The sequence below is a fragment of the Campylobacter concisus genome (genome assembly GCF_003048905.1).
In the GTDB taxonomy this organism is placed as follows: Bacteria; Campylobacterota; Campylobacteria; order Campylobacterales; family Campylobacteraceae; genus Campylobacter_A; species Campylobacter_A concisus_V.
In genome coordinates this window covers 875,401-894,605 of record NZ_PIRO01000001.1, presented here as the reverse complement: position 1 = coordinate 894,605, position 19,205 = coordinate 875,401, and the positions used below count along the sequence as shown (strand labels likewise).

At 32.8% G+C, this 19,205-nt stretch carries 18 protein-coding genes; all 18 read left to right on the top strand.

The window, feature by feature from the left end:
* Positions 1-6: 6 nt before the first annotated feature.
* Positions 7-894, top strand: coding sequence for a DNA-binding protein (locus CVS95_RS04605; RefSeq protein ID WP_107695735.1), 888 nt, complete (start codon positions 7-9; stop codon positions 892-894).
* 111 nt (positions 895-1,005) lie between these two features.
* Positions 1,006-2,376 carry a mannose-1-phosphate guanylyltransferase/mannose-6-phosphate isomerase gene (locus CVS95_RS04600; protein WP_107695734.1) on the top strand — a complete coding sequence of 457 codons (1,371 nt, stop codon included), beginning with the start codon at positions 1,006-1,008 and terminating at the stop codon, positions 2,374-2,376.
* Positions 2,377-2,379: 3 nt separating this feature from the next.
* The gene (gene gmd, locus CVS95_RS04595; protein WP_107695733.1) at positions 2,380-3,522 is read left to right on the top strand and encodes a GDP-mannose 4,6-dehydratase; all 1,143 of its coding nucleotides are present in this window, start codon (positions 2,380-2,382) and stop codon (positions 3,520-3,522) included.
* 3 nt (positions 3,523-3,525) lie between these two features.
* Complete coding sequence (locus CVS95_RS04590; protein ID WP_107695732.1) at positions 3,526-4,572, top strand: GDP-L-fucose synthase family protein; 1,047 nt, start codon at positions 3,526-3,528, stop codon at positions 4,570-4,572.
* Positions 4,565-6,253, top strand: coding sequence for an ABC transporter ATP-binding protein (locus CVS95_RS04585; protein ID WP_107695731.1), 1,689 nt, complete (start codon positions 4,565-4,567; stop codon positions 6,251-6,253). Before CVS95_RS04590 ends, CVS95_RS04585 begins: the two co-directional genes overlap by 8 nt.
* A complete protein-coding gene (locus CVS95_RS04580; RefSeq protein ID WP_107695730.1) occupies positions 6,250-7,440 on the top strand; it encodes a UDP-N-acetylglucosamine 4,6-dehydratase in 1,191 nt (396 codons plus the stop codon). The genes CVS95_RS04585 and CVS95_RS04580 overlap by 4 nt, the downstream gene beginning before the upstream one ends.
* Positions 7,427-8,578: a LegC family aminotransferase gene (locus CVS95_RS04575; protein ID WP_107695729.1), complete on the top strand. Its 1,152-nt coding sequence runs from the start codon at positions 7,427-7,429 to the stop codon at positions 8,576-8,578. The genes CVS95_RS04580 and CVS95_RS04575 overlap by 14 nt, the downstream gene beginning before the upstream one ends.
* Before the next feature lie 40 nt (positions 8,579-8,618).
* Entirely contained in the window at positions 8,619-9,299 is a 681-nt protein-coding gene (locus tag CVS95_RS04570) for a PHP domain-containing protein (protein WP_159071257.1), read from the top strand.
* Positions 9,287-10,279, top strand: a complete 993-nt coding sequence (locus tag CVS95_RS04565) for an ATP-grasp domain-containing protein (RefSeq protein ID WP_107695727.1) — start codon at positions 9,287-9,289, stop codon at positions 10,277-10,279. Before CVS95_RS04570 ends, CVS95_RS04565 begins: the two co-directional genes overlap by 13 nt.
* Positions 10,276-11,106 (top strand): NAD-dependent epimerase/dehydratase family protein, encoded by an 831-nt coding sequence (locus CVS95_RS04560; protein WP_107695726.1) that lies wholly within the window; start codon positions 10,276-10,278, stop codon positions 11,104-11,106. Before CVS95_RS04565 ends, CVS95_RS04560 begins: the two co-directional genes overlap by 4 nt.
* Positions 11,103-12,104 (top strand): N-acetylneuraminate synthase, encoded by a 1,002-nt coding sequence (neuB, locus tag CVS95_RS04555; RefSeq protein ID WP_107695725.1) that lies wholly within the window; start codon positions 11,103-11,105, stop codon positions 12,102-12,104. Before CVS95_RS04560 ends, neuB begins: the two co-directional genes overlap by 4 nt.
* Positions 12,101-13,264 carry a UDP-N-acetylglucosamine 2-epimerase gene (gene neuC / locus CVS95_RS04550; RefSeq protein WP_107695724.1) on the top strand — a complete coding sequence of 388 codons (1,164 nt, stop codon included), beginning with the start codon at positions 12,101-12,103 and terminating at the stop codon, positions 13,262-13,264. Before neuB ends, neuC begins: the two co-directional genes overlap by 4 nt.
* A complete protein-coding gene (locus tag CVS95_RS04545; RefSeq protein WP_107695723.1) occupies positions 13,261-14,142 on the top strand; it encodes a formyltransferase family protein in 882 nt (293 codons plus the stop codon). Before neuC ends, CVS95_RS04545 begins: the two co-directional genes overlap by 4 nt.
* Positions 14,139-14,798, top strand: a complete 660-nt coding sequence (locus tag CVS95_RS04540; RefSeq protein WP_107695722.1) for a PIG-L deacetylase family protein — start codon at positions 14,139-14,141, stop codon at positions 14,796-14,798. Before CVS95_RS04545 ends, CVS95_RS04540 begins: the two co-directional genes overlap by 4 nt.
* The gene (locus CVS95_RS04535) at positions 14,795-15,841 is read left to right on the top strand and encodes a nucleotidyltransferase family protein (protein ID WP_107695721.1); all 1,047 of its coding nucleotides are present in this window, start codon (positions 14,795-14,797) and stop codon (positions 15,839-15,841) included. The genes CVS95_RS04540 and CVS95_RS04535 overlap by 4 nt, the downstream gene beginning before the upstream one ends.
* Positions 15,841-16,560 carry a cytidylyltransferase domain-containing protein gene (locus CVS95_RS04530; protein WP_107695720.1) on the top strand — a complete coding sequence of 240 codons (720 nt, stop codon included), beginning with the start codon at positions 15,841-15,843 and terminating at the stop codon, positions 16,558-16,560. Before CVS95_RS04535 ends, CVS95_RS04530 begins: the two co-directional genes overlap by 1 nt.
* Complete coding sequence (locus CVS95_RS04525; protein ID WP_107695719.1) at positions 16,553-18,229, top strand: hypothetical protein; 1,677 nt, start codon at positions 16,553-16,555, stop codon at positions 18,227-18,229. The genes CVS95_RS04530 and CVS95_RS04525 overlap by 8 nt, the downstream gene beginning before the upstream one ends.
* Complete coding sequence (locus CVS95_RS04520; protein ID WP_107695718.1) at positions 18,208-19,131, top strand: FkbM family methyltransferase; 924 nt, start codon at positions 18,208-18,210, stop codon at positions 19,129-19,131. The genes CVS95_RS04525 and CVS95_RS04520 overlap by 22 nt, the downstream gene beginning before the upstream one ends.
* The last annotated feature ends 74 nt before the right edge of the window (positions 19,132-19,205 follow it).

Genomic DNA, 19,205 nt, shown 5'->3' with positions numbered 1-19,205 from the left:
TAGAAAATGTTAAAAGATAAGATCATAAACAATGAAAGTGGCATAGTGCTTTATGGCCTAACGCCTCCAAAGGCTGAATTTGACGAGGCGAAGCTTAAAGAGATCGCCGCAAAGTGGAACAAGAGGATCACGGACGTGCAGGCTGATGGCTTGGTGCTTTATGAGATCCAAGATGAAAGTAGCCGTATAAAAAGCGAGCGAACTTTTGAATTTAGTGATACATTAAGCCCTGAAATTTACTACTCAAAATACCTAAATTTAAAGACACCAAGCATCTTTTATAGGGTCGCGAACAAATATAATGAGAGTGAATTTAGAGCAAATTTAGCCAAAAGTAGTAGCGATATAAATGTTTTTGTTGGCGTTGCTTCTGGCAAGGTAGAGCCTAAAATGAGCTTAGAGCGTGCTTATGAGATCGCTAGAGATGAGTTTAAAGAGCTTGTAGTGGGCGGTGTTTGCATAGCTGAGAGGCATGCTAAAAAAGGCGATGAAGAGCAAAGGATGAGCCAAAAGGCCAAAATGGGTGCGAAATTTTTCATCTCGCAGGCGGTTTTTGATATAAATTTGGCTAAAAATTTACTAACAAGCGTGGCAAAAAGTGGGTTAAATTTGCCTATTATTTTGACATTTACAACTTGTGGCACGCCAAAAACGCTAGAGTTTATCAAGTGGCTTGGTATAAGCGTTGATGAAAATAGTGAAAAAAGGATGCTTGAAAGTGATGATTTTTTAGCCACAGCATCGCAAATTTGCCTTGAAAATTTCGCAGAGCTTTATGAATTTGCCAAAAAGCTTGGTATAAACGTCGGCGTCAATGTTGAAAGCGTCATGGCAAAACGTGCCGAGATCGAAGCGAGCCTAGAGCTAACGCATAAGATGAGAGAGGCGTTTTGATAGTTTAAAAGCTATCAAAACTTATATTTTATATGGTTTTAGTAAGTTCTTAGTCTTTTTTAGCTTTAATTATATAAGATTTTTAAGCTCATTTTAAAGTAGATAAAATTTATGACAAATATATTATTATGTGGCGGTTCTGGTACGAGATTGTGGCCTATTAGCAGGACTTTGATGCCAAAACAATTTATTAAATTATTTGATGACAGGTCGCTTTTTCAGCTAACCGCACTACGAAATAGCGAAATTTGTGATAATACATTTGTAATTACAAATATCGATCACTACTACTTGGCGATGGATCAGATAGAGAATTTAAATATCACAAATTTTAAATATCTGCTCGAGCCAGTTGGTAGAAATACTGCACCAGCGATCACATTAGCTTGCCTCGCACTTGATCCAAATGAGATTGTTTTAGTAACGCCATCGGATCATTTGATAAAAGAGATTAAAGCATACCACACAAGCGTAAAAGCTGCAAAAGAGCTGGCAGAGCAAAATTTCTTAGTTACTTTTGGCATAAAGTCAAGGTCGCCTGAGACGGGATTTGGATATATAGAAAGCTATAATGGTGATGTAAAGGCTTTTTATGAAAAGCCAGACTATGAAAGGGCATTGAAATTTCTAAAAGATCAAAATTTCTACTGGAATTCAGGTATGTTTGTCTTTAAGGCAGGCGTTTTCTTGGATCAGATGAAAACTTTTGCTCCTGAGATACTTGAAGCATGTAAATTAGCTTTTGATAACGCAAAAAAAGACGAAATTGATATCAAGATAGATGTTATTGACATGCAAAATATTCCGCAAAATAGCATAGATTATGCTGTGATGGAAAAGTCTGATATCGTAAAAATGGTAGCCCTAGATGCATCTTGGAGTGATCTTGGAAGTTTTGATAGTTTGGATGAGCAGCTACAAAAAGATATCAATGGAAACACAATAAATAGCGATCTGGTGCAGATAAATTCTCACAATAATCTAGTCCTATCTAGTGGTAAAAAAATAGCTTTGATAGATGTTGATGATCTAACTATAGTTGATACAAAAGATGCTCTTTTAATATCTAAAAAATCCTCTAGCCAAAAGGTAAAAAATGTGGTGGAAATTTTAAAAGAGGAGAGCTCTGAGCTTTGTAATACTCATCTTACTACGAACAGACCATGGGGAAACTACACTGTCCTTGAAAATCAAGATGGTTATAAGATAAAGATAATAGAGGTAAAACCTGGCAAAAGACTATCTTTGCAAAAGCATTTTCATAGAAATGAGCATTGGATAGTGTTATCAGGTAGCGCTACCGTTACGATAGGTGAGACAACTAGACTCGTTTGTCCTAATGAGTCTATCTATATAAAAATGGGTGAAATTCATAGGCTGTCTAATGAAGGAAAAATTCCTGTGGTTTTAATAGAAGCTCAGGTCGGTGAATATACAGGTGAAGATGATATAATTCGCCTAGATGATGATTTTAAAAGGTGATTTATGGATAAAAAAGTAGCGTTAATAACTGGTATAACTGGTCAAGATGGATCGTATTTAGCGGAATTTTTACTAAAAAAGGGCTATATAGTCCATGGTGTAAAAAGGCGAACGAGTCTTTTTAATACAGATAGGATAGATCATCTTTACCAAGATCCTCATGTTGATAATAGAAATTTTTTCTTGCACTATGGCGATATGACAGACTCTATGAACTTAACAAGGATCATCCAAGAGGTACAGCCAGATGAAATTTATAACCTAGCTGCCATGAGTCACGTGCATGTAAGCTTTGAAACTCCAGAATATGTCGCAAATGCTGATGGCACAGGCACTCTTAGACTACTTGAAGCTATAAGGATATTAGGACTTGAGAAAAAGACTAAAATTTATCAAGCCTCTACCTCTGAGCTTTATGGAAAAGTGCAAGAGACACCGCAAAGCGAGACTACACCGTTTTATCCAAGAAGCCCTTATGCTGTCGCAAAGATGTATGCATACTGGATAACGGTTAATTATAGAGAGGCTTATGGCATTTTTGCTTGTAATGGTATATTGTTTAATCACGAATCGCCAGTTAGAGGCGAGACATTTGTCACTAGAAAGATCACAAGAGCAGCTAGTAAGATAGCGCTTGGACTTCAGGACAAACTTTATCTTGGAAATTTAGATGCCAAAAGAGACTGGGGGCATGCAAAAGATTATGTAAAGATGATGTGGATGATACTACAAGCCCCAGAGCCAGAAGACTGGGTGATAGCAACTGGACAAACAACAGCGGTTAGAGATTTTGTAAAATTTGCATTTTCTTATGCTGGCATAAATTTGAGATTTGAAGGGGCTGGCGTAGACGAGGTAGGAGTCGTGGACTCACTAAATTTTGAAAAAGCAAAAGAGTTAAATTTAAATTTATCCCATTTAACTATCGGACAAACTGTGGTTTGCGTAGATCCAAGATATTTTAGACCAACGGAGGTTGATTTGCTGCTTGGAGATCCTAGTAAAGCAGAGAAAAAACTAGGCTGGAAGAGAGAATTTAACCTTCAAGATCTAGTAAACGATATGATGAAGTCGGACTTAAAGCTCATGACAAAAGATGTCTATCTAAAAGATGGTGGATATGAGACAATGAGCTATTTCGAGTAAGAAATGGATAAAAATAGCAAAATTTATGTAGCAGGGCACAAGGGTCTGGTAGGCTCTGCTATAGTGAAAAATTTACGATCAAAGGGCTATGAAAATATAATCACAAGAACTCATAGCGAGCTTGATCTAATGGATCAAAAGGCGGTTTGTGAGTTTTTTGAAAAAGAAAAGCCCGAGTATGTGGTGCTAGCTGCTGCAAAGGTTGGTGGAATAGTGGCAAATAGTACCTATAGAGCCGACTTTATCTATGAAAATTTGCAAATTCAAAATAATGTGATCCACCAAAGCTATGTACATAAGGTAAAAAAACTACTATTTCTAGGAAGTACTTGTATATATCCTAAAAATGCTCCACAGCCAATGAATGAAGAGGTGCTTTTGACATCTCCACTTGAATACACAAATGAGCCATATGCGATCGCTAAAATAGCTGGTATAAAGATGTGTGAGAGCTATAATCTGCAGTATGGTACAAATTTTATATCTGTGATGCCTACAAATTTATATGGTCCAAACGACAACTTTGATCTAGAAACCTCGCATGTGTTGCCGGCGCTTATAAGAAAGATACACCTAGCAAAACTTTTAAGCGAAGAAAAATTTGATGCAGTGGTAAAAGATCTAAAAGTAAAAGATATAAATGAAGCTATGGCTTATCTTGATAAATTTGGTATTTCAAAAGATAGAGTAGAAGTTTGGGGTACAGGAGAGCCTAGACGAGAGTTTCTATATTCAGAAGATATGGCCGATGCTTGCGTGTTTTTACTGGAAAATAGAGACTTTAAAGATACTTATGACAAAAATAGCAAAGAGATAAGAAATACGCATATAAATATAGGAACTGGCAAAGATATATCTATAAAAGAGCTAGCAAATTTGGTTAAAAATATAGTTGGCTTTAAAGGCGAGCCACATTTTAATGATAGCAGGCCCGATGGCACAATGCTAAAACTAACGGATCCCTCAAAGCTCCACTCTCTTAGTTGGAAGCATAAAGTAGAGCTTGAAGATGGAATAAAGACGCTTTATGAGTGGTATTTAAATGACTAATTTGAAAAAGCTATTAGCAATAACAACAAGACAAGAAAAGAAAAATTTTATTATTTTGATTTTTATGAGTATTTTTTTGTCGGTTATTGAAACCATTGGAATATCTGCTATTATGCCGTTTATTACCTTAGCATCAGATCCATCAAAAATAGTTGGTAATGAATATTCAAAAAAAATTTATGACTTTTTTGACTTTTCTGCTACTACTAATTTTATGATTTTTTTTGGTCTTTTTTTAATAGGTTTTTATATTTTTAGAGCTTTTTACTCGATATTTTATAATTATTTGCTTAATAAATTTGCATTTGGAAGATTTCATTCTTTTGCATTTAGACTTTTTAAAAACTATACAAATTTACCGTATAAAAGATTTGTAAAAAGAAATAGTTCGGAACTAATAAAGACTATTGTAAATGAAGCTTCAAACCTTTCTTTTTATATGCAAAGCCTACTTTTGACATTCTCAGAATTTTTTACTATAGTATTGCTGTATACCTTATTGCTTTTAATGAATTGGAAAATGACTCTAGTTTTAACTATTCTTTTGGGGGCAAAAGTATTATTTCTATTGTTTTTTCTAAAAAAAAGAATAGAAAAAGAAGGCACAAGAAGATCAATAATGCAATCAAAATTTTATAAAATTTTAAATGAAACATTTGGAAATTTTAAAATTATAAAACTTATACAGAATGAACAAAAACTTTATAGTGAATTTTCTAGTATAAGCTATGGCTATGCAAAAGCCAATATTGTAAGCAATACTTTAAACCAACTACCTAGACTCTCGTTAGAAACGATTGGTTTTGGTGTTCTTATAGGAATTGTTGTCTACGTTCTTTTTAAATATAATGATGCAAACTTTGTTTTGCCAATCATTTCTATGTATGCTCTAGCTTTATATAGAATTCTTCCTGCTTTAAATAGAATACTTTCTAACTATAATACTCTTTTGTTTTTATCTAGCTCTCTTGATATTGTATATAGCGATCTTAGCTATACTCCGCAAACAGAAGGTAAAGATTTTATGGATTTTAAAAACAAAATAGAACTAATAAATGTAAGTTTTGAATATAATAAAAATAAAAAGGTTCTTAAAAATATCAATATAACTATAAATAAAGGCGATAAAATTGCTTTTGTAGGAGAGAGTGGGAGTGGAAAGTCCACACTAGTTGACTTAATTATCGGATTATATAAACCTCTTAGTGGCGAAATAATCATAGATGGAAAGAAATTAGCTTCTGATAATATAAAATCTTATAGATCAAAAGTAGGCTATATACCACAATCGATATATCTTTTTGATGGTACAGTCGGAGAAAATGTGGCTTTTGGCTATGAATATGATAAAGAAAGAATAATAGAAGTCTTAAAGAAGGCTAATATATATGATTTCTTATCCTCAAAAGAAGGGATAGACACACTGGTTGGAGATGGTGGAATTCAGTTGAGTGGCGGACAAAAACAAAGAATAGGAATAGCTAGAGCTCTATATAGTGACCCCGAAATTTTAGTATTAGATGAAGCAACAAGTGCTTTAGATAACGAAACAGAAGCAAAAATAATGGACGAGATATATGAAATAAGTCAAGATAAGACATTATTAATAATCGCACACAGATTAAGTACAATTGAAAGATGTGATAGGAAGATAATGCTATCTAATGGAAAAATAATATGAACAATATCTTAAGTTTAATAGGACGCACGAAAAATCTTTTTGAAGATGATATAAATGCGCTTGGGAAAAATTTAAAAGAGATAGTTTCAAGTTCGAGCTTTCTAGTTATTGGTGGTGCCGGTTCTATCGGTTCAGCTGTGACAAAAGAAATTTTTATAAGAGATCCAAAAAAACTATATGTCGTCGATATCTCTGAAAATAACCTTGTCGAGCTAGTGCGTGACATAAGAAGCGAGTTCGGATATATAAATGGCGACTTTAAAACTTTTGCTATAGATGTTGCAAGTGCTGAGTTTGACGCACTTGTGTCACAAAGTGGTGGATTTGACTACGTGTTAAATTTATCAGCACTAAAGCATGTTAGAAGCGAAAAAGATCCGTTTACACTTATGAGGATGCTCGAAACAAATATCTTTAACACCGATAAAACGCTAATGCAAGCCTTTAGTATGAAGTCAAAAAAATACTTTTGCGTTAGTACTGATAAGGCTGCAAATCCTGTAAATTTAATGGGAGCTAGCAAGCGCATCATGGAGATGTTTGCGTTTAGACACTCTTTAAATATTGACGTCTCAATGGCTAGATTTGCAAACGTGGCATTTAGCGACGGCTCACTTCTTTTTGGCTTTCAAAAGCGTATAGAAAAGTCTCAGCCTATAGTTGCTCCAAACGATGTCAAACGCTACTTTTTAACACCAAAAGAGAGTGGCGAGCTTTGTCTTTTAAGTACCATTTTTGGCGAAAATAGAGATATATTTTTCCCAAAATTAGATGAAAATTTAGACCTCATAACATTTAGCGAGATAGCCAAGCGCTACTTGGCAAATTTAGGCTACGAGCCATTTTTGTGTGAAAATGAGGAGGAGGCTAGAAAGCTTGCAAAAGTGCTTCCAAAAGATGGCTTTTACCCTTGTCTTTTTTCGCCTAGCGATACGACTGGAGAAAAGGACTATGAGGAGTTTTTCGTTGACGGCGAAAGACTTGACATGCAAAGACTTCAAAATATCGGCATAGTCAAAAATGATACAAATTTTGATAGCAAAAAGCTAGAAATTTTTAAAAACAATATTTTAAATTTAAAATCAAGCTTGACATGGAGCAAAGAGGACGTTTTACGCGAAGTTTTTGAGCTCATACCAAATTTTATGCATAAAGAAACAGGAAAATATCTCGATGAGAAAATGTGATTTTGACGAGGTTTTGAAATTTATAAAAAGTGCCTTTGGCAAGGACAAAGTCCCACTTCACGAGCCTAAATTTATAGGCAACGAGAAAAAATATCTGCTTGAATGCATCGACTCTAGCTTTGTCTCAAGTGTTGGTAAATTTGTCGATGAGCTTGAGAGTAAGCTAGCTCAAATGGTCGGAGCAAAATTTGCAGTTGCTACGACAAATGGCACCTCTGCGCTTCATATCTGCCTAAAGTTAGCCGGCGTAGAGCAAAACGACGAAGTGATCACGCAGCCAGTTACTTTTATAGCCACTTGTAACGCCATTAGCTACCTTTTTGCAAAGCCGGTTTTTGTGGACGTTGATCTTGATACTCTTGGTATGTCGCCAACGTCACTTAGTGCGTTTTTGGAGAAAAACTGCGAGCTAAAAGAGGACAACTGTGTAAATAAAACTAGCGGCAGGATAGTGCGTGCCTGCGTCCCTATGCACACTTTTGGACTGCCTTGCAAGATAGTTGAGATAGCTGAAATTTGCAAGCGTTGGAATATCGTTTTGGTAGAAGATAGTGCCGAGAGCCTTGGCAGCTACTATAAAGGCACTCATACAGGGAATTTTGGTAAGCTTGCAGCGATGAGCTTTAATGGCAATAAGATCGTTACCAGCGGAGGTGGCGGAGCTATCATCACAAACGATGAGGAGATAGCAAGGCATGCTAAATTTATCACCACCACAGCCAAAGTGCCACATCCTTTTGAATACCACCACAGCGAGATCGGCTACAACTACCGCCTGCCAAATTTAAATGCGGCCCTGCTTGTGGCGCAGCTTGAAAATTTGGAACTTTTTTTAAAGAGCAAACGCGAACTAGCGATGATCTATAAAGAGTATTTTTCTAAATTTGATGATGTGAAATTTATAGATGAGCCGGTGGATGCCAGGTCGAATTTTTGGCTAAATGCAGTGCTTTTTGAAAGCTATGAAAGACGAGATGAATTTTTGAAATTTAGCAATGAAAATGGCGTTTTTACCCGTCCTATCTGGCAACTCATGAATGAGCTTGATATGTTTAAGGACTGCCAAAGAGATGAGCTAAAAAATGCTAAATTTCTAAGCGATAGGATAGTAAATATCCCAAGTAGTGCAAGAGTGTAATAATATGAGGACAATAAATTTTTTCCCAAAATTTAATGATTTGAAATTTAATGATTTGATGGTTGATTTTCATTTGCATTCAACTTGGACTGATGGCCAAAATTCAATTACAGAAATTATAAAGAGTGTAAAAAAAAATAATATACATTCAATCGCAATTACTGATCACATTCGAAAAACATCGACATATTTCAATGATTATAAAAATGAAATCAATCATTTAAATAGTCATGAAAATATTAATATATATATAGGCTTTGAGGCAAAAATCAATGATTTTGTAGGCAATATTGATGTGAAAGATATTGTGGTTAAAGAGGCTGATATTGCAATAGCCAGTGTTCATAGATTTCCTATTGGACAAAGACTATATAATGCTTCAGAATTTAAATCAAATATTGCACAAGAAATAGAACTAGAGCTGTCATTGGCTGCCTTAAATATGGGGGGGTTTAATGTGCTAGGGCATCCAGGAGGTATGTCGCTAACCGCTCACAATGAATTTCATCAGAGTTTTTTTGAGGAAATTATTGTTATGTGTAGTAAAAATGATATAGCGTTCGATCTAAATGGTAGATATCATTGTAATCAGTTAAATATTTTATTACCATTGCTTAAAAAATATAACCCTTATGTTTCAATAGGGACCGATTCTCATAGTGTCAAAAGTATCGGTTATTGGAATAACATATTAAAAGGATGCATTAAATGTATGTTATAGGAATTACTGGAACGGGCTCTTTAGTTGGACAAGCTATTATCAAATCAATAAAAAAATCATCATTTAAGAACGAGCTACTTATTGGCATGGATTATTTTTCAGATACAATAGGCTCTTTTTGGGTTGATAAAAATTATGTTTTACCAGACATACTGAATAAAAGTATCAAAGAAAAAGATTGGATAGAAAATATAATCAATATTATTAATGTAGAAAAAATAAATATTTTATTTATTGGTGTTGATTTTGAGTTAAGGTTATTTGCAAAATATAAATTATATATTGAGCATAATACTTCTTGTATAGTTGTTGTAAGTGATGAAAAAACCATACAAATAGCAGATGATAAATATGAAACATATAAATTTTTAAAAGAAAATGGATTGTATTATCCTAAAACTTATTTGAAGGAAGATATTAAAATAGCTATCAATAATAAAGATGTGACGTTTCCTTTGATTATAAAACCAAGAAACGGTTACAGGAGTATAAATGTTTTTATTGTTTCAAATCTAAAAGAACTAAATGATAAATTAGAAATAATTCCAAATCCAATTATTCAAGAATATATAGGTTCAAAAGATACAGAATATACATGTGGTGTTATTGTCTTGGATAATAAAGTAAAAGAAAGTATATCACTAAGAAGAGACTTAAGAGATGGAAATACAATAAATACATATTTTAATATTAACTATCCTAAAATCATTAAAAAATACATAGAGAACATTTCAAGTAAATTAAATCAGTTTGGAGTTTGTAATTTTCAGTTAAGATTAGACTCTGATGGTTTGCCAAAATTGTTTGAAATTAACGCTAGACATTCTGGTACAACATATATTAGAGCATTATATGGTTTTAATGAAGTAGAATATATTTTAGAATATTTATTAAAAAATAGGGAAATATCTTTTAAGTTGCAAGAAGGAGTTGTAAAGAGATACTTTGATGAAATGCTAGTTGAAGGTAGTAGTATATGAATATTTTAATAACCGGTTCTGGCGGATTTATAGGAAGTAATTTAATAAATAATTTAAAAAATGAATATTTTATACTTGAACTATATAATGGGTTGGAATATAATTTTAATGAAAATAAAATTGTATGCAATATGCAAAATGAAGAACATGTAGAAAAGTTATTAAATGAAGATATTAAAATTGATATAATTATTCATGCTGCATCTGTCTTAGCAACTAAAGATAATGTTAGAGATTTGTCTTTATTTTATGATAATATTAAAATATATGAAAATCTTTTGCTTATTGTAAATAAATTTAAACCACAAAAATTGATAAATTTTTCTTCTATAGCGGTTTACCCAAACAAGGATGGGTTTTTTTCTGAAATATCAGAAATTAGACCTTCATTGAATACTGAGTGTTTATATGGACTATCTAAATTTTGTGGAGAAAATATTTTAGATTTTTACTTAAAAAATAAGGATATAAAAGTAATTCATTTAAGGCTTTCTCAAGTATATGGTCCAGGTATGAGAGAAGATAGAATCGTAAAATTAATGGAGAAAGAATTAAAAGAGACCAATAAAATAACAGTTTTTGGTATGGGAAAAAGAGCTAGTAATTTTATAAATATAGATACATTAATCAAAAAAATAAGAATTGTGCTAAATTATAATTCATCGGATATATTTAACATCGGAGAAGAAAATATATCTTATAAAACTTTAGCTGAAAGAATTATACAGCAATATGGCAATAAAGACTCTGTTGTTAAACTAACAAAAGTTGGAATTTCATCCAATGTAATAATAGATTGTAGCAAAGAAATGGAGGTTTTAGTATGAATAAAATATTCATTATAGCCGAAGCCGGAGTTAATCATAACGGGAATATGGAGCTAGCCAAAAAACTAATAGATGCAGCAGTGGAAGCAAAAGTAGATGCAATAAAATTTCAAACATTTAAAACAGAACTTTGTATATCCAAAAATGCAAAAAAAGCTGAATATCAGGTGGAAAATACTGGAAATGCTAAAGAAAGTCAATTTGAGATGGTAAAAAAATTGGAATTAACTAGTCAAAATCATTGTGAATTAATATCTTACTGCAAAGAAAAAAATATCACGTTTCTCTCAACCCCTTTTGATAGCGACAGTATTAAGCTTCTTCATGAGCTTGGGCTTAGTACATTTAAAATTCCAAGTGGCGAGATAACAAATTTACCTTATCTTAGGCAGATAGGCGGCTTAAATAAAAAGATCATTCTCTCAACTGGCATGGCAAATTTAGGCGAGGTGGAAGCCGCGATAGAAGTACTTGTAAAAAGCGGCACAAAACGTGAAAACATAAGCCTTCTTCATGCAAATACGCAGTATCCAACGCCAATGGAGGATGTAAATTTAAAGGCGATGATAACACTAAAAAATGCCTTTGGGCTTGATGTCGGATATAGCGATCATACGCTTGGCATTGAGGTTGATATCGCAGCGGTTGCCATGGGTGCAAAGATCATAGAAAAGCACTTTACACTTGATAAGAATATGCCTGGACCTGATCATAAGGCTAGCCTTGAGCCAGATGAGCTGGCGGCTATGGTTAGGAGCATTAGAAATATCGAGCTAGCACTTGGAGATGGGCTAAAACACTTTAGCAAAAGTGAGAGTGAAAATATAAAAATAGTTAGAAAATCGATCGTAGCAAAACGAGATATAAAAAAAGGTGAAATTTTTAGTGAGCAAAATATCTGTGTAAAACGTCCAGGAGATGGCATAAGCCCTATTAGATGGGATGAGGTGATCGGGCAAATTTCACAAAAAGACTATAAACAAGATGATCTGATATGAGAAAAATTTGTGTAGTAACTGGCACTAGAGCTGAATACGGTCAACTTTACTGGTTCTTAAAAGAGATCGAGGTAGATAGCGAGCTTGAGCTTCAAATAATTGCCACCGGCATGCACCTAAGTCCTGAGTTTGGACTCACATACAAAGAGATTGAAAAAGAATTTAAGATAGATAAAAAGGTTGAAATTCTTTTATCGTCGGATACATCTATAGGAATTTCAAAATCAATGGGGCTAGCTCAGATATCTTTTAGTGAAGCTTATGAAGAACTTAATCCAGATATTGTTGTTGTGCTTGGTGATAGATATGAAGTATTTAGTGCAGCTAGTGCTGCAATGATAGCTCGAATTCCGATCGCCCATATTCATGGCGGAGAAGCAACCGAAGGATTAATAGACGAAGCAATAAGGCATAGTATTACGAAAATGAGTCATTTGCATTTTACTGCAACTAATGAATATAAAAATAGGGTGATTCAGCTTGGTGAGCATCCAGATAGAGTTTATAACGTAGGTGGCATGGGGGTAGAAAATATAAAAAGACTAAAACTCCTAAATAAACAAGATTTTGAAGAGTCAATAAATTTTAAGTTAAATAAAAAAAATATATTAGTTACTTTTCATCCTGTTACTTTGGAAGATGATACTGCGGAAGAGCAATTTCAAGCGTTATTAAATGCTATAGATGAGCTAGAAAATACAAATATTATATTTACTAAGGCAAATAGTGACACAGATGGAAGGATTATAAATTTAATGATTGACAGATATGTATCTAATAATCAAGATAAATCCGTTTGTTTCGCTTCTCTTGGGCAATTAAGATACTTGAGTGCTCTTCAGTATGTAGATGCGGTGGTTGGAAACAGCTCTAGCGGGCTTGCGGAAGCTCCTAGCTTTAAGATAGCTACCGTAAATATCGGAGATAGACAAAAGGGGCGCATAAAGGCGTCTAGTGTAATCGACTGCAAGCCCAATAAAAATTCTATTTTAGAAGCTTTTAATAAGGTATACTCTTATGATTTTCAACAAGTTTTAAAAAATATAGTAAATCCATATGGCGATGAATGCACTAGTAAAAAAATAATAGAAGTTATAAAAAGAGTGGATTTAACAAATATTTTGAAGAAATCATTTTATGATTTAAAGGTTGATTTATGAAAATTCTATTTATAGGCGCCGTTGAGTTCTCATACAAATCCTTGGAAAAACTTATTGAGTTAAATGCGGAAATAGTTGGCGTCTGCACTAAAAAAGTATCAAATTTTAATTCAGATTTCGCAGATTTAACTCCACTTTGTAATAAGGCTAATATACCCTTAAAATATGTTGATAATATAAATTCTAATGAAAATATTGATTGGATAAGAAGTTTAAGCCCGGATATTATATTTTGCTTTGGCTGGTCAAATTTAATAAAAAAGGATTTACTCGGTTTACCAAAAATGGGAGTTGTTGGATATCATCCAGCCTTGCTGCCAAAAAATAGAGGTAGGCACCCACTTATTTGGGCTTTGGCTCTTGGGCTTAATGTTAGTGGCTCTACATTTTTTTTCATGACAGAGGGCGCGGATGATGGTGATATATTGTCCCAAGAAGAAGTTGAGATTTTCTATGAAGATGATGCAAAAAGCCTATATAATAAAGTTTCAAATGTTGCACTAAAGCAAATAGAAACCTTTTTGCCAAAACTACAAAATAATAGCTTTAAGGTAATTAAGCAAAATAATGATTTGGCTAACACATGGAGAAAAAGAGGTAAAGTTGATGGGAAAATTGACTTTAGGATGACTTCTAGGGCGATATATAATCTTGTTCGGGCATTAACAAAACCTTATATTGGAGCTCATGTGGAATATAATGGACAAGATGTATCTATATGGAAAGTAGAGGAAGTGGAATTTGACCAAAATAATATTGAATTTGGTAAAGTTCTAGAGAATGATGGCAAGGGTATTGTGGTAAAAACATACGATAAGGCAATCAAAATTATAGACCATAATTTTAAAGAGCTACCTAAGGTCGGAGATTATATATGAAAAACAAAATTCTTGTGGTGGCTGTTCATCCAGACGATGAGACATTAGGTTGTGGTGGTACGCTACTTAAACACAAGTATGATGGAGATAAAATTTATTGGCTTATTTGTACAAAAATAGATGAGGGTAGTGATTATTATACTACTAGGGAAAATGAGATAAAGCAAGCTTTAGACGTTTATAAATTTGATGGCGTTTTTAGTTTGGGGCTTAAGACAATGCGAGTAGACGAGTATAGTATGAGCGAACTTATAGATAAAATCTCAAGTGTAGTAAATAAGGTAAAGCCAAATATCATATATCTTCCATTTAAGAGTGATGTGCATAGTGATCATAGAAAAATTTTTGAAGCGAGTTATAGCTGTACAAAGGCGTTTAGATACCCGTTTATCAAAAAGATATATATGATGGAGACTCTAAGTGAAACAGAATTTGCACCTAGCGTAAAAGAAGATGCATTTTTGCCAAATTCATTTGTGGATATAGAGAAGTATCTTGATAAAAAAATAGAAATTATGAGAATTTTTAAAAGCGAAGTTGCTGAGCATCCATTTCCAAGAAGTGAAAAGAATATAAGAGCTTTAGCTGTCTTAAGGGGGGCAACTTGCGGGTGTGGATATGCTGAAAGTTTTATGCTTTTAAAGGAAATTTTATGAAAAACATAGAAAACATAAAGCTAGAGCAAAATGCCACTATAAAGGAAGCCTTGGGGATTATAGATAGCGGAGCTATGCAGATAGCTTTAGTTGTTGATGATAATGATAAGCTTCTTGGAACACTGACTGACGGCGATATAAGAAGAGGTATATTAAGAGGGCTAGACCTTGACAGCTCTATAGAGACGATCATTTATAAAGAGCCAGCTGTTGCAAAAATTTCTAACACAAAAGAAGAAATTTTAAAGATAGCATTATCCAAAAAACTTCACCAGATACCAATAGTAGATGATAACGGAATAGTATTAGACTTAAAAGAGATAGAAGAGCTTGTTGAGCCAAAGATCAAGACAAATAGAGTGATTTTGATGGTGGGAGGGCTTGGTACTAGACTTAGACCACTTACGCAAGATACTCCAAAACCAATGTTAAAGGTCGGAAATAAGCCGATACTTCAAACGATAGTTGAGAAATTTGCAGAGTATGGCTTTGTAAATATCACGATGTGTGTAAATTTTAATGCAGACATCATCAAGGACTATTTTGGTGACGGCAAAGAATTTGGAGTAAACATAGACTACATTTTAGAGCAAAAAAGAATGGGTACGGCAGGTGCATTAAGCCTACTTAAAGAGCGACCAAACGAACCATTTTTTGTAATGAACGGTGATCTTCTTACAAATGTAAATTTCGAGCATATTTTTAACTACCACACTCTAAATAAAGCGACGGCTACAATGTGTGTAAGAGAGTATGACTACGAAGTTCCTTATGGCGTTGTAAAAATGAATGACAATAAGATAGTAGAGATCTCAGAAAAACCGGTGCAGAAATTTTTTGTAAGTGCTGGGATATATATGCTCTCGCCGGAAATTTTAGATCTAATACCAAAAAATGAGTTTTATGATATGCCTACGCTGTTTGAAAAGCTAATAAAATTAAGTAAAAATGTTATATCATTTCCAATCAGAGAATATTGGCTTGATATCGGACGTATTGAAGAATACCAAAAAGCAAATGAAGAATATAAAGAAGTTTTTTAATGTATAAAAACAATAGTTTTTTAGCGATTATACCGGCAAGAGGTGGCAGCAAAGGGCTACCTGGTAAAAATATTAAGGAATTATGCGGAAAGCCGATGGTGGTACATACTATAGAACAGGCACTTAAATCAAAGTATATTAGTGATGTAATAATTTCTACGGACTCTAAAGATATAGAAAAGATCGCTATAGAGCATGGAGCAAAAAGTTATTTTTTAAGACCAAAATATTTAGCAAGTGATAATGCAAAAGTTATTGATAATTATATATACACCATTGATAGATTAAATAAATACTTTGGATATAGCATTAAAAGTTTTGTATCACTTCAGCCAACGTCACCATTAAGAAATACGGAAGATATAGATGGTGCAATTGAGCTCTTTATTAATAAAAATGCAGATAGTGTAATCAGCTATACAGAAGAATATCATCCTATAGAATGGCATAAATATATTACAAAAGATGGAAAATTTGAAAATATATTCGAAGAAAGACTCCTGAACCGCCAAGAAATTAGAAAAACCTATTTTCCAAATGGTGCAGTATTTGTTTTTGATTATAATTTAATAAAGCAAAATAAATATTATGGAGATAACTCATACGCCTATATAATGCCAAGAGAACGCTCCATAGATATTGATACTATTGAAGACTTTAGGTATGCAGAATTTATAATGAATTCTATAATAAAAGTAAAAAGATGCAATGATGTATAAAGTTTTAAAAAGTAAGATAAAATTTATTCTAGAAAAAATAGGATTATATAGGGAGGATTGGGAATATAAGATTATAGCGCTAGAAAAGGAATTACTCTCAAGTGAAGTTATAAGAAATGGAAAAAAGGTATTATTTACCCATTCTTTTGGAATATATGAACCTTGTTATATTCACGATAAATTAATGGCATTTGCCTTGTATCTTAGGGGGTTTGAAATATGTGCAACTTTTTGTGATGGAATACAAGAAGTAGAATGCAATGTATATGGAGGGGTTTGGGGAGGTAAAGAAGAATTTAAAGAAAATTGTAAATTTTGTCAAAATAGATCAAAAGAGCTTTGGAGTTTTATAAAACCAGAATGTACTTATAAATATTCTAAATTTTTAAATGAAAAAGATTACATAGAAGTAAATTCTATTATGAAAAACATAAAAGAAGGTGATTGGGTAGACTATAAAGAAGATGGATTAGAAATAGGAGCGTGGGCAAAGGATATATTGGTTAATAACTATGTTGTAGAAGATTATAAGCTTATAGAGAATTATAATGTTTTAGGAAAAGCACACTTAAGAAATCTTCTGATATGCAAGATGGCATGTTGTAAAATTATTAATCAAGTTAAACCGGATAGGATTATTTCAAATGATAGCTATTATGGTATGTGGAAAATATGGGAAGTATTAGCCAAGAAATTTTCAATACCATTCTACTCTCATTGGAGTGGTACTAGAATCGGTGCATGGTGCTATGCTTATAATGATGCTGCTATGAATTTAGATTTTTCTGCTTCATGGGAGAGCTATTCTAGTACTTCACTATCTAATGATGAAAAGAATAGGATTGAAAAATGGTTGCAAAATAGAGCCAGTGGTAAAGAAATGATAATGGATACAGCATCTCTGTTGCCATATAAAAACGAAGATTTTGATTTGAGTGAATTGGATAGCAAGAAGCCAACGGCACTATTATCTGCAAATGTCGCATGGGATTTAGCAACTTTAAATAAACAAATTTTTAATAAAAATATGGCAGATTGGATACTTGAGACAATTGAGTGGTTTTCCGTTCATCCAGAATATCAGTTGATATTAAAATCACATCCTGCAGAATATTTTCCAGGTATTCCGGAAACAAAAGAAACAATCATGTCCATGATACATAAAAAAATTTCAGAAATACCATCAAATGTTTTTCTAATATCACCAAAAGCATCGGTATCTGTATATGATTTGATACCAATGTCTAAGGTCGGTCTAGTTTTTACAACTTCTGTGGGAATGGAAATGGCCGCAAGAGGATTTCCCGTAATAACTGCAGGAAGATCACATTATAGGGGCCGCGGTTTTACTTTAGATCCTAATTGTAGTAATGACTACTTTGAAATTATTGAAAAATGTCTGCTAGATCAGTATCTATTTAACAAAGAGCAAACTATAGACTTAGCACAGAAATTTATAAAATTCAATTTTTTCCACTATTTTATAAAACATGATTTGATAGAATTTAAATTTTACAATAACGCCTCTTATCCTAAGGCAAGGATAAATGTAGACAGTGTTTTAGATTTAAAGAGAGGAAAAAATATTGATTTTGACTATGTAGTTGATTCGATAGAACTAGGACAGCCAATTTTAGATAAAAATAAATGGATGAGGGAGAGTTTTTGATAAGTCGAATATTTAAAAAAATAAAAAATAAAGTTTTTAATATAAAAGAGAGTATATATTTAAAAAAATTTATTGGCAATAGTGCATCAGGGATATATAGTTTTAATAAAAATGACAAAGATTTATATATGGCTGAAAAAATAACTAAGATGCCAAAAATGATTCATAATAATTATAATAAAGATTTAGAATTAATAGCTATTGAAAATAGAAATATTTATTGGCCAAATGGAATTAACAAAAAAGATTTGCCATGGTTATATCACGAAATATTTGATGACTTTTTTAAAAATCCTTCTTCATATAATAATAAAAATATGCATATTGCTAGTGTAGAGTGGGTTGTAGATGCTGGTTGTTGCGAGGGTTTCTTTTCACTATTTGTATTTGAAAGAAATAAACAGACGAAGATCGTAGCACTTGAGCCCTTAAAAGAAATGAGGAAAGCATTGCTTAAAACATTTGAGCTAGAGAACAAGGCTGGTAGATTTTTTTTGGAAGAAAAGGCACTAGGTAAAAACAATGGCTTAATAAAATTTAAAACTAATCAAGATCATTTATGCGATAGTTCATCAATAAGCAATAATAAAGTAGCGGATGGTATTTTGGGTTATGATGTAAAAATGACTACATTAGATCAAATTTCTACTAAATATAATTTATTGCAAAACGGGTTAGTTAAAATGGATATAGAAGGTGCTGAAATGGAAGCATTAATGGGTGGAGTGGAGCTTATGAAGGAGTATAAGCCAAAACTAGCTATTGCTGTATATCATGATTATGAAAATGCAGCAAAGTGCAGAGATATTATTCTGGATGCGAACCCAAGTTATAATATTGAATTTAGAGGCATGTATGGTTATTTTAAACCACCTAGACCATATATTTTGTTCGCTTGGTAGAAACATAATATTAAAAGTATCAGAGTTTTTATGAAAGTTATAATAAGAAAATTTTTTTATTAAATTATTAAGTT

Bases quoted from the DNA above. Each gene is read 5' to 3' on its own strand.
- CVS95_RS04605 (WP_107695735.1), top strand. From the start codon at position 7: ATGTTAAAAGATAAGATCATAAACAATGAAAGTGGCATAGTGCTTTAT.
- CVS95_RS04600 (WP_107695734.1), top strand. From the start codon at position 1,006: ATGACAAATATATTATTATGTGGCGGTTCTGGTACGAGATTGTGGCCT.
- gmd (WP_107695733.1), top strand. From the start codon at position 2,380: ATGGATAAAAAAGTAGCGTTAATAACTGGTATAACTGGTCAAGATGGA.
- CVS95_RS04590 (WP_107695732.1), top strand. From the start codon at position 3,526: ATGGATAAAAATAGCAAAATTTATGTAGCAGGGCACAAGGGTCTGGTA.
- CVS95_RS04585 (WP_107695731.1), top strand. From the start codon at position 4,565: ATGACTAATTTGAAAAAGCTATTAGCAATAACAACAAGACAAGAAAAG.
- CVS95_RS04580 (WP_107695730.1), top strand. From the start codon at position 6,250: ATGAACAATATCTTAAGTTTAATAGGACGCACGAAAAATCTTTTTGAA.
- CVS95_RS04575 (WP_107695729.1), top strand. From the start codon at position 7,427: ATGAGAAAATGTGATTTTGACGAGGTTTTGAAATTTATAAAAAGTGCC.
- CVS95_RS04565 (WP_107695727.1), top strand. From the start codon at position 9,287: ATGTATGTTATAGGAATTACTGGAACGGGCTCTTTAGTTGGACAAGCT.
- CVS95_RS04560 (WP_107695726.1), top strand. From the start codon at position 10,276: ATGAATATTTTAATAACCGGTTCTGGCGGATTTATAGGAAGTAATTTA.
- neuB (WP_107695725.1), top strand. From the start codon at position 11,103: ATGAATAAAATATTCATTATAGCCGAAGCCGGAGTTAATCATAACGGG.
- neuC (WP_107695724.1), top strand. From the start codon at position 12,101: ATGAGAAAAATTTGTGTAGTAACTGGCACTAGAGCTGAATACGGTCAA.
- CVS95_RS04545 (WP_107695723.1), top strand. From the start codon at position 13,261: ATGAAAATTCTATTTATAGGCGCCGTTGAGTTCTCATACAAATCCTTG.
- CVS95_RS04540 (WP_107695722.1), top strand. From the start codon at position 14,139: ATGAAAAACAAAATTCTTGTGGTGGCTGTTCATCCAGACGATGAGACA.
- CVS95_RS04535 (WP_107695721.1), top strand. From the start codon at position 14,795: ATGAAAAACATAGAAAACATAAAGCTAGAGCAAAATGCCACTATAAAG.
- CVS95_RS04530 (WP_107695720.1), top strand. From the start codon at position 15,841: ATGTATAAAAACAATAGTTTTTTAGCGATTATACCGGCAAGAGGTGGC.
- CVS95_RS04525 (WP_107695719.1), top strand. From the start codon at position 16,553: ATGTATAAAGTTTTAAAAAGTAAGATAAAATTTATTCTAGAAAAAATA.
- CVS95_RS04520 (WP_107695718.1), top strand. From the start codon at position 18,208: ATGGATGAGGGAGAGTTTTTGATAAGTCGAATATTTAAAAAAATAAAA.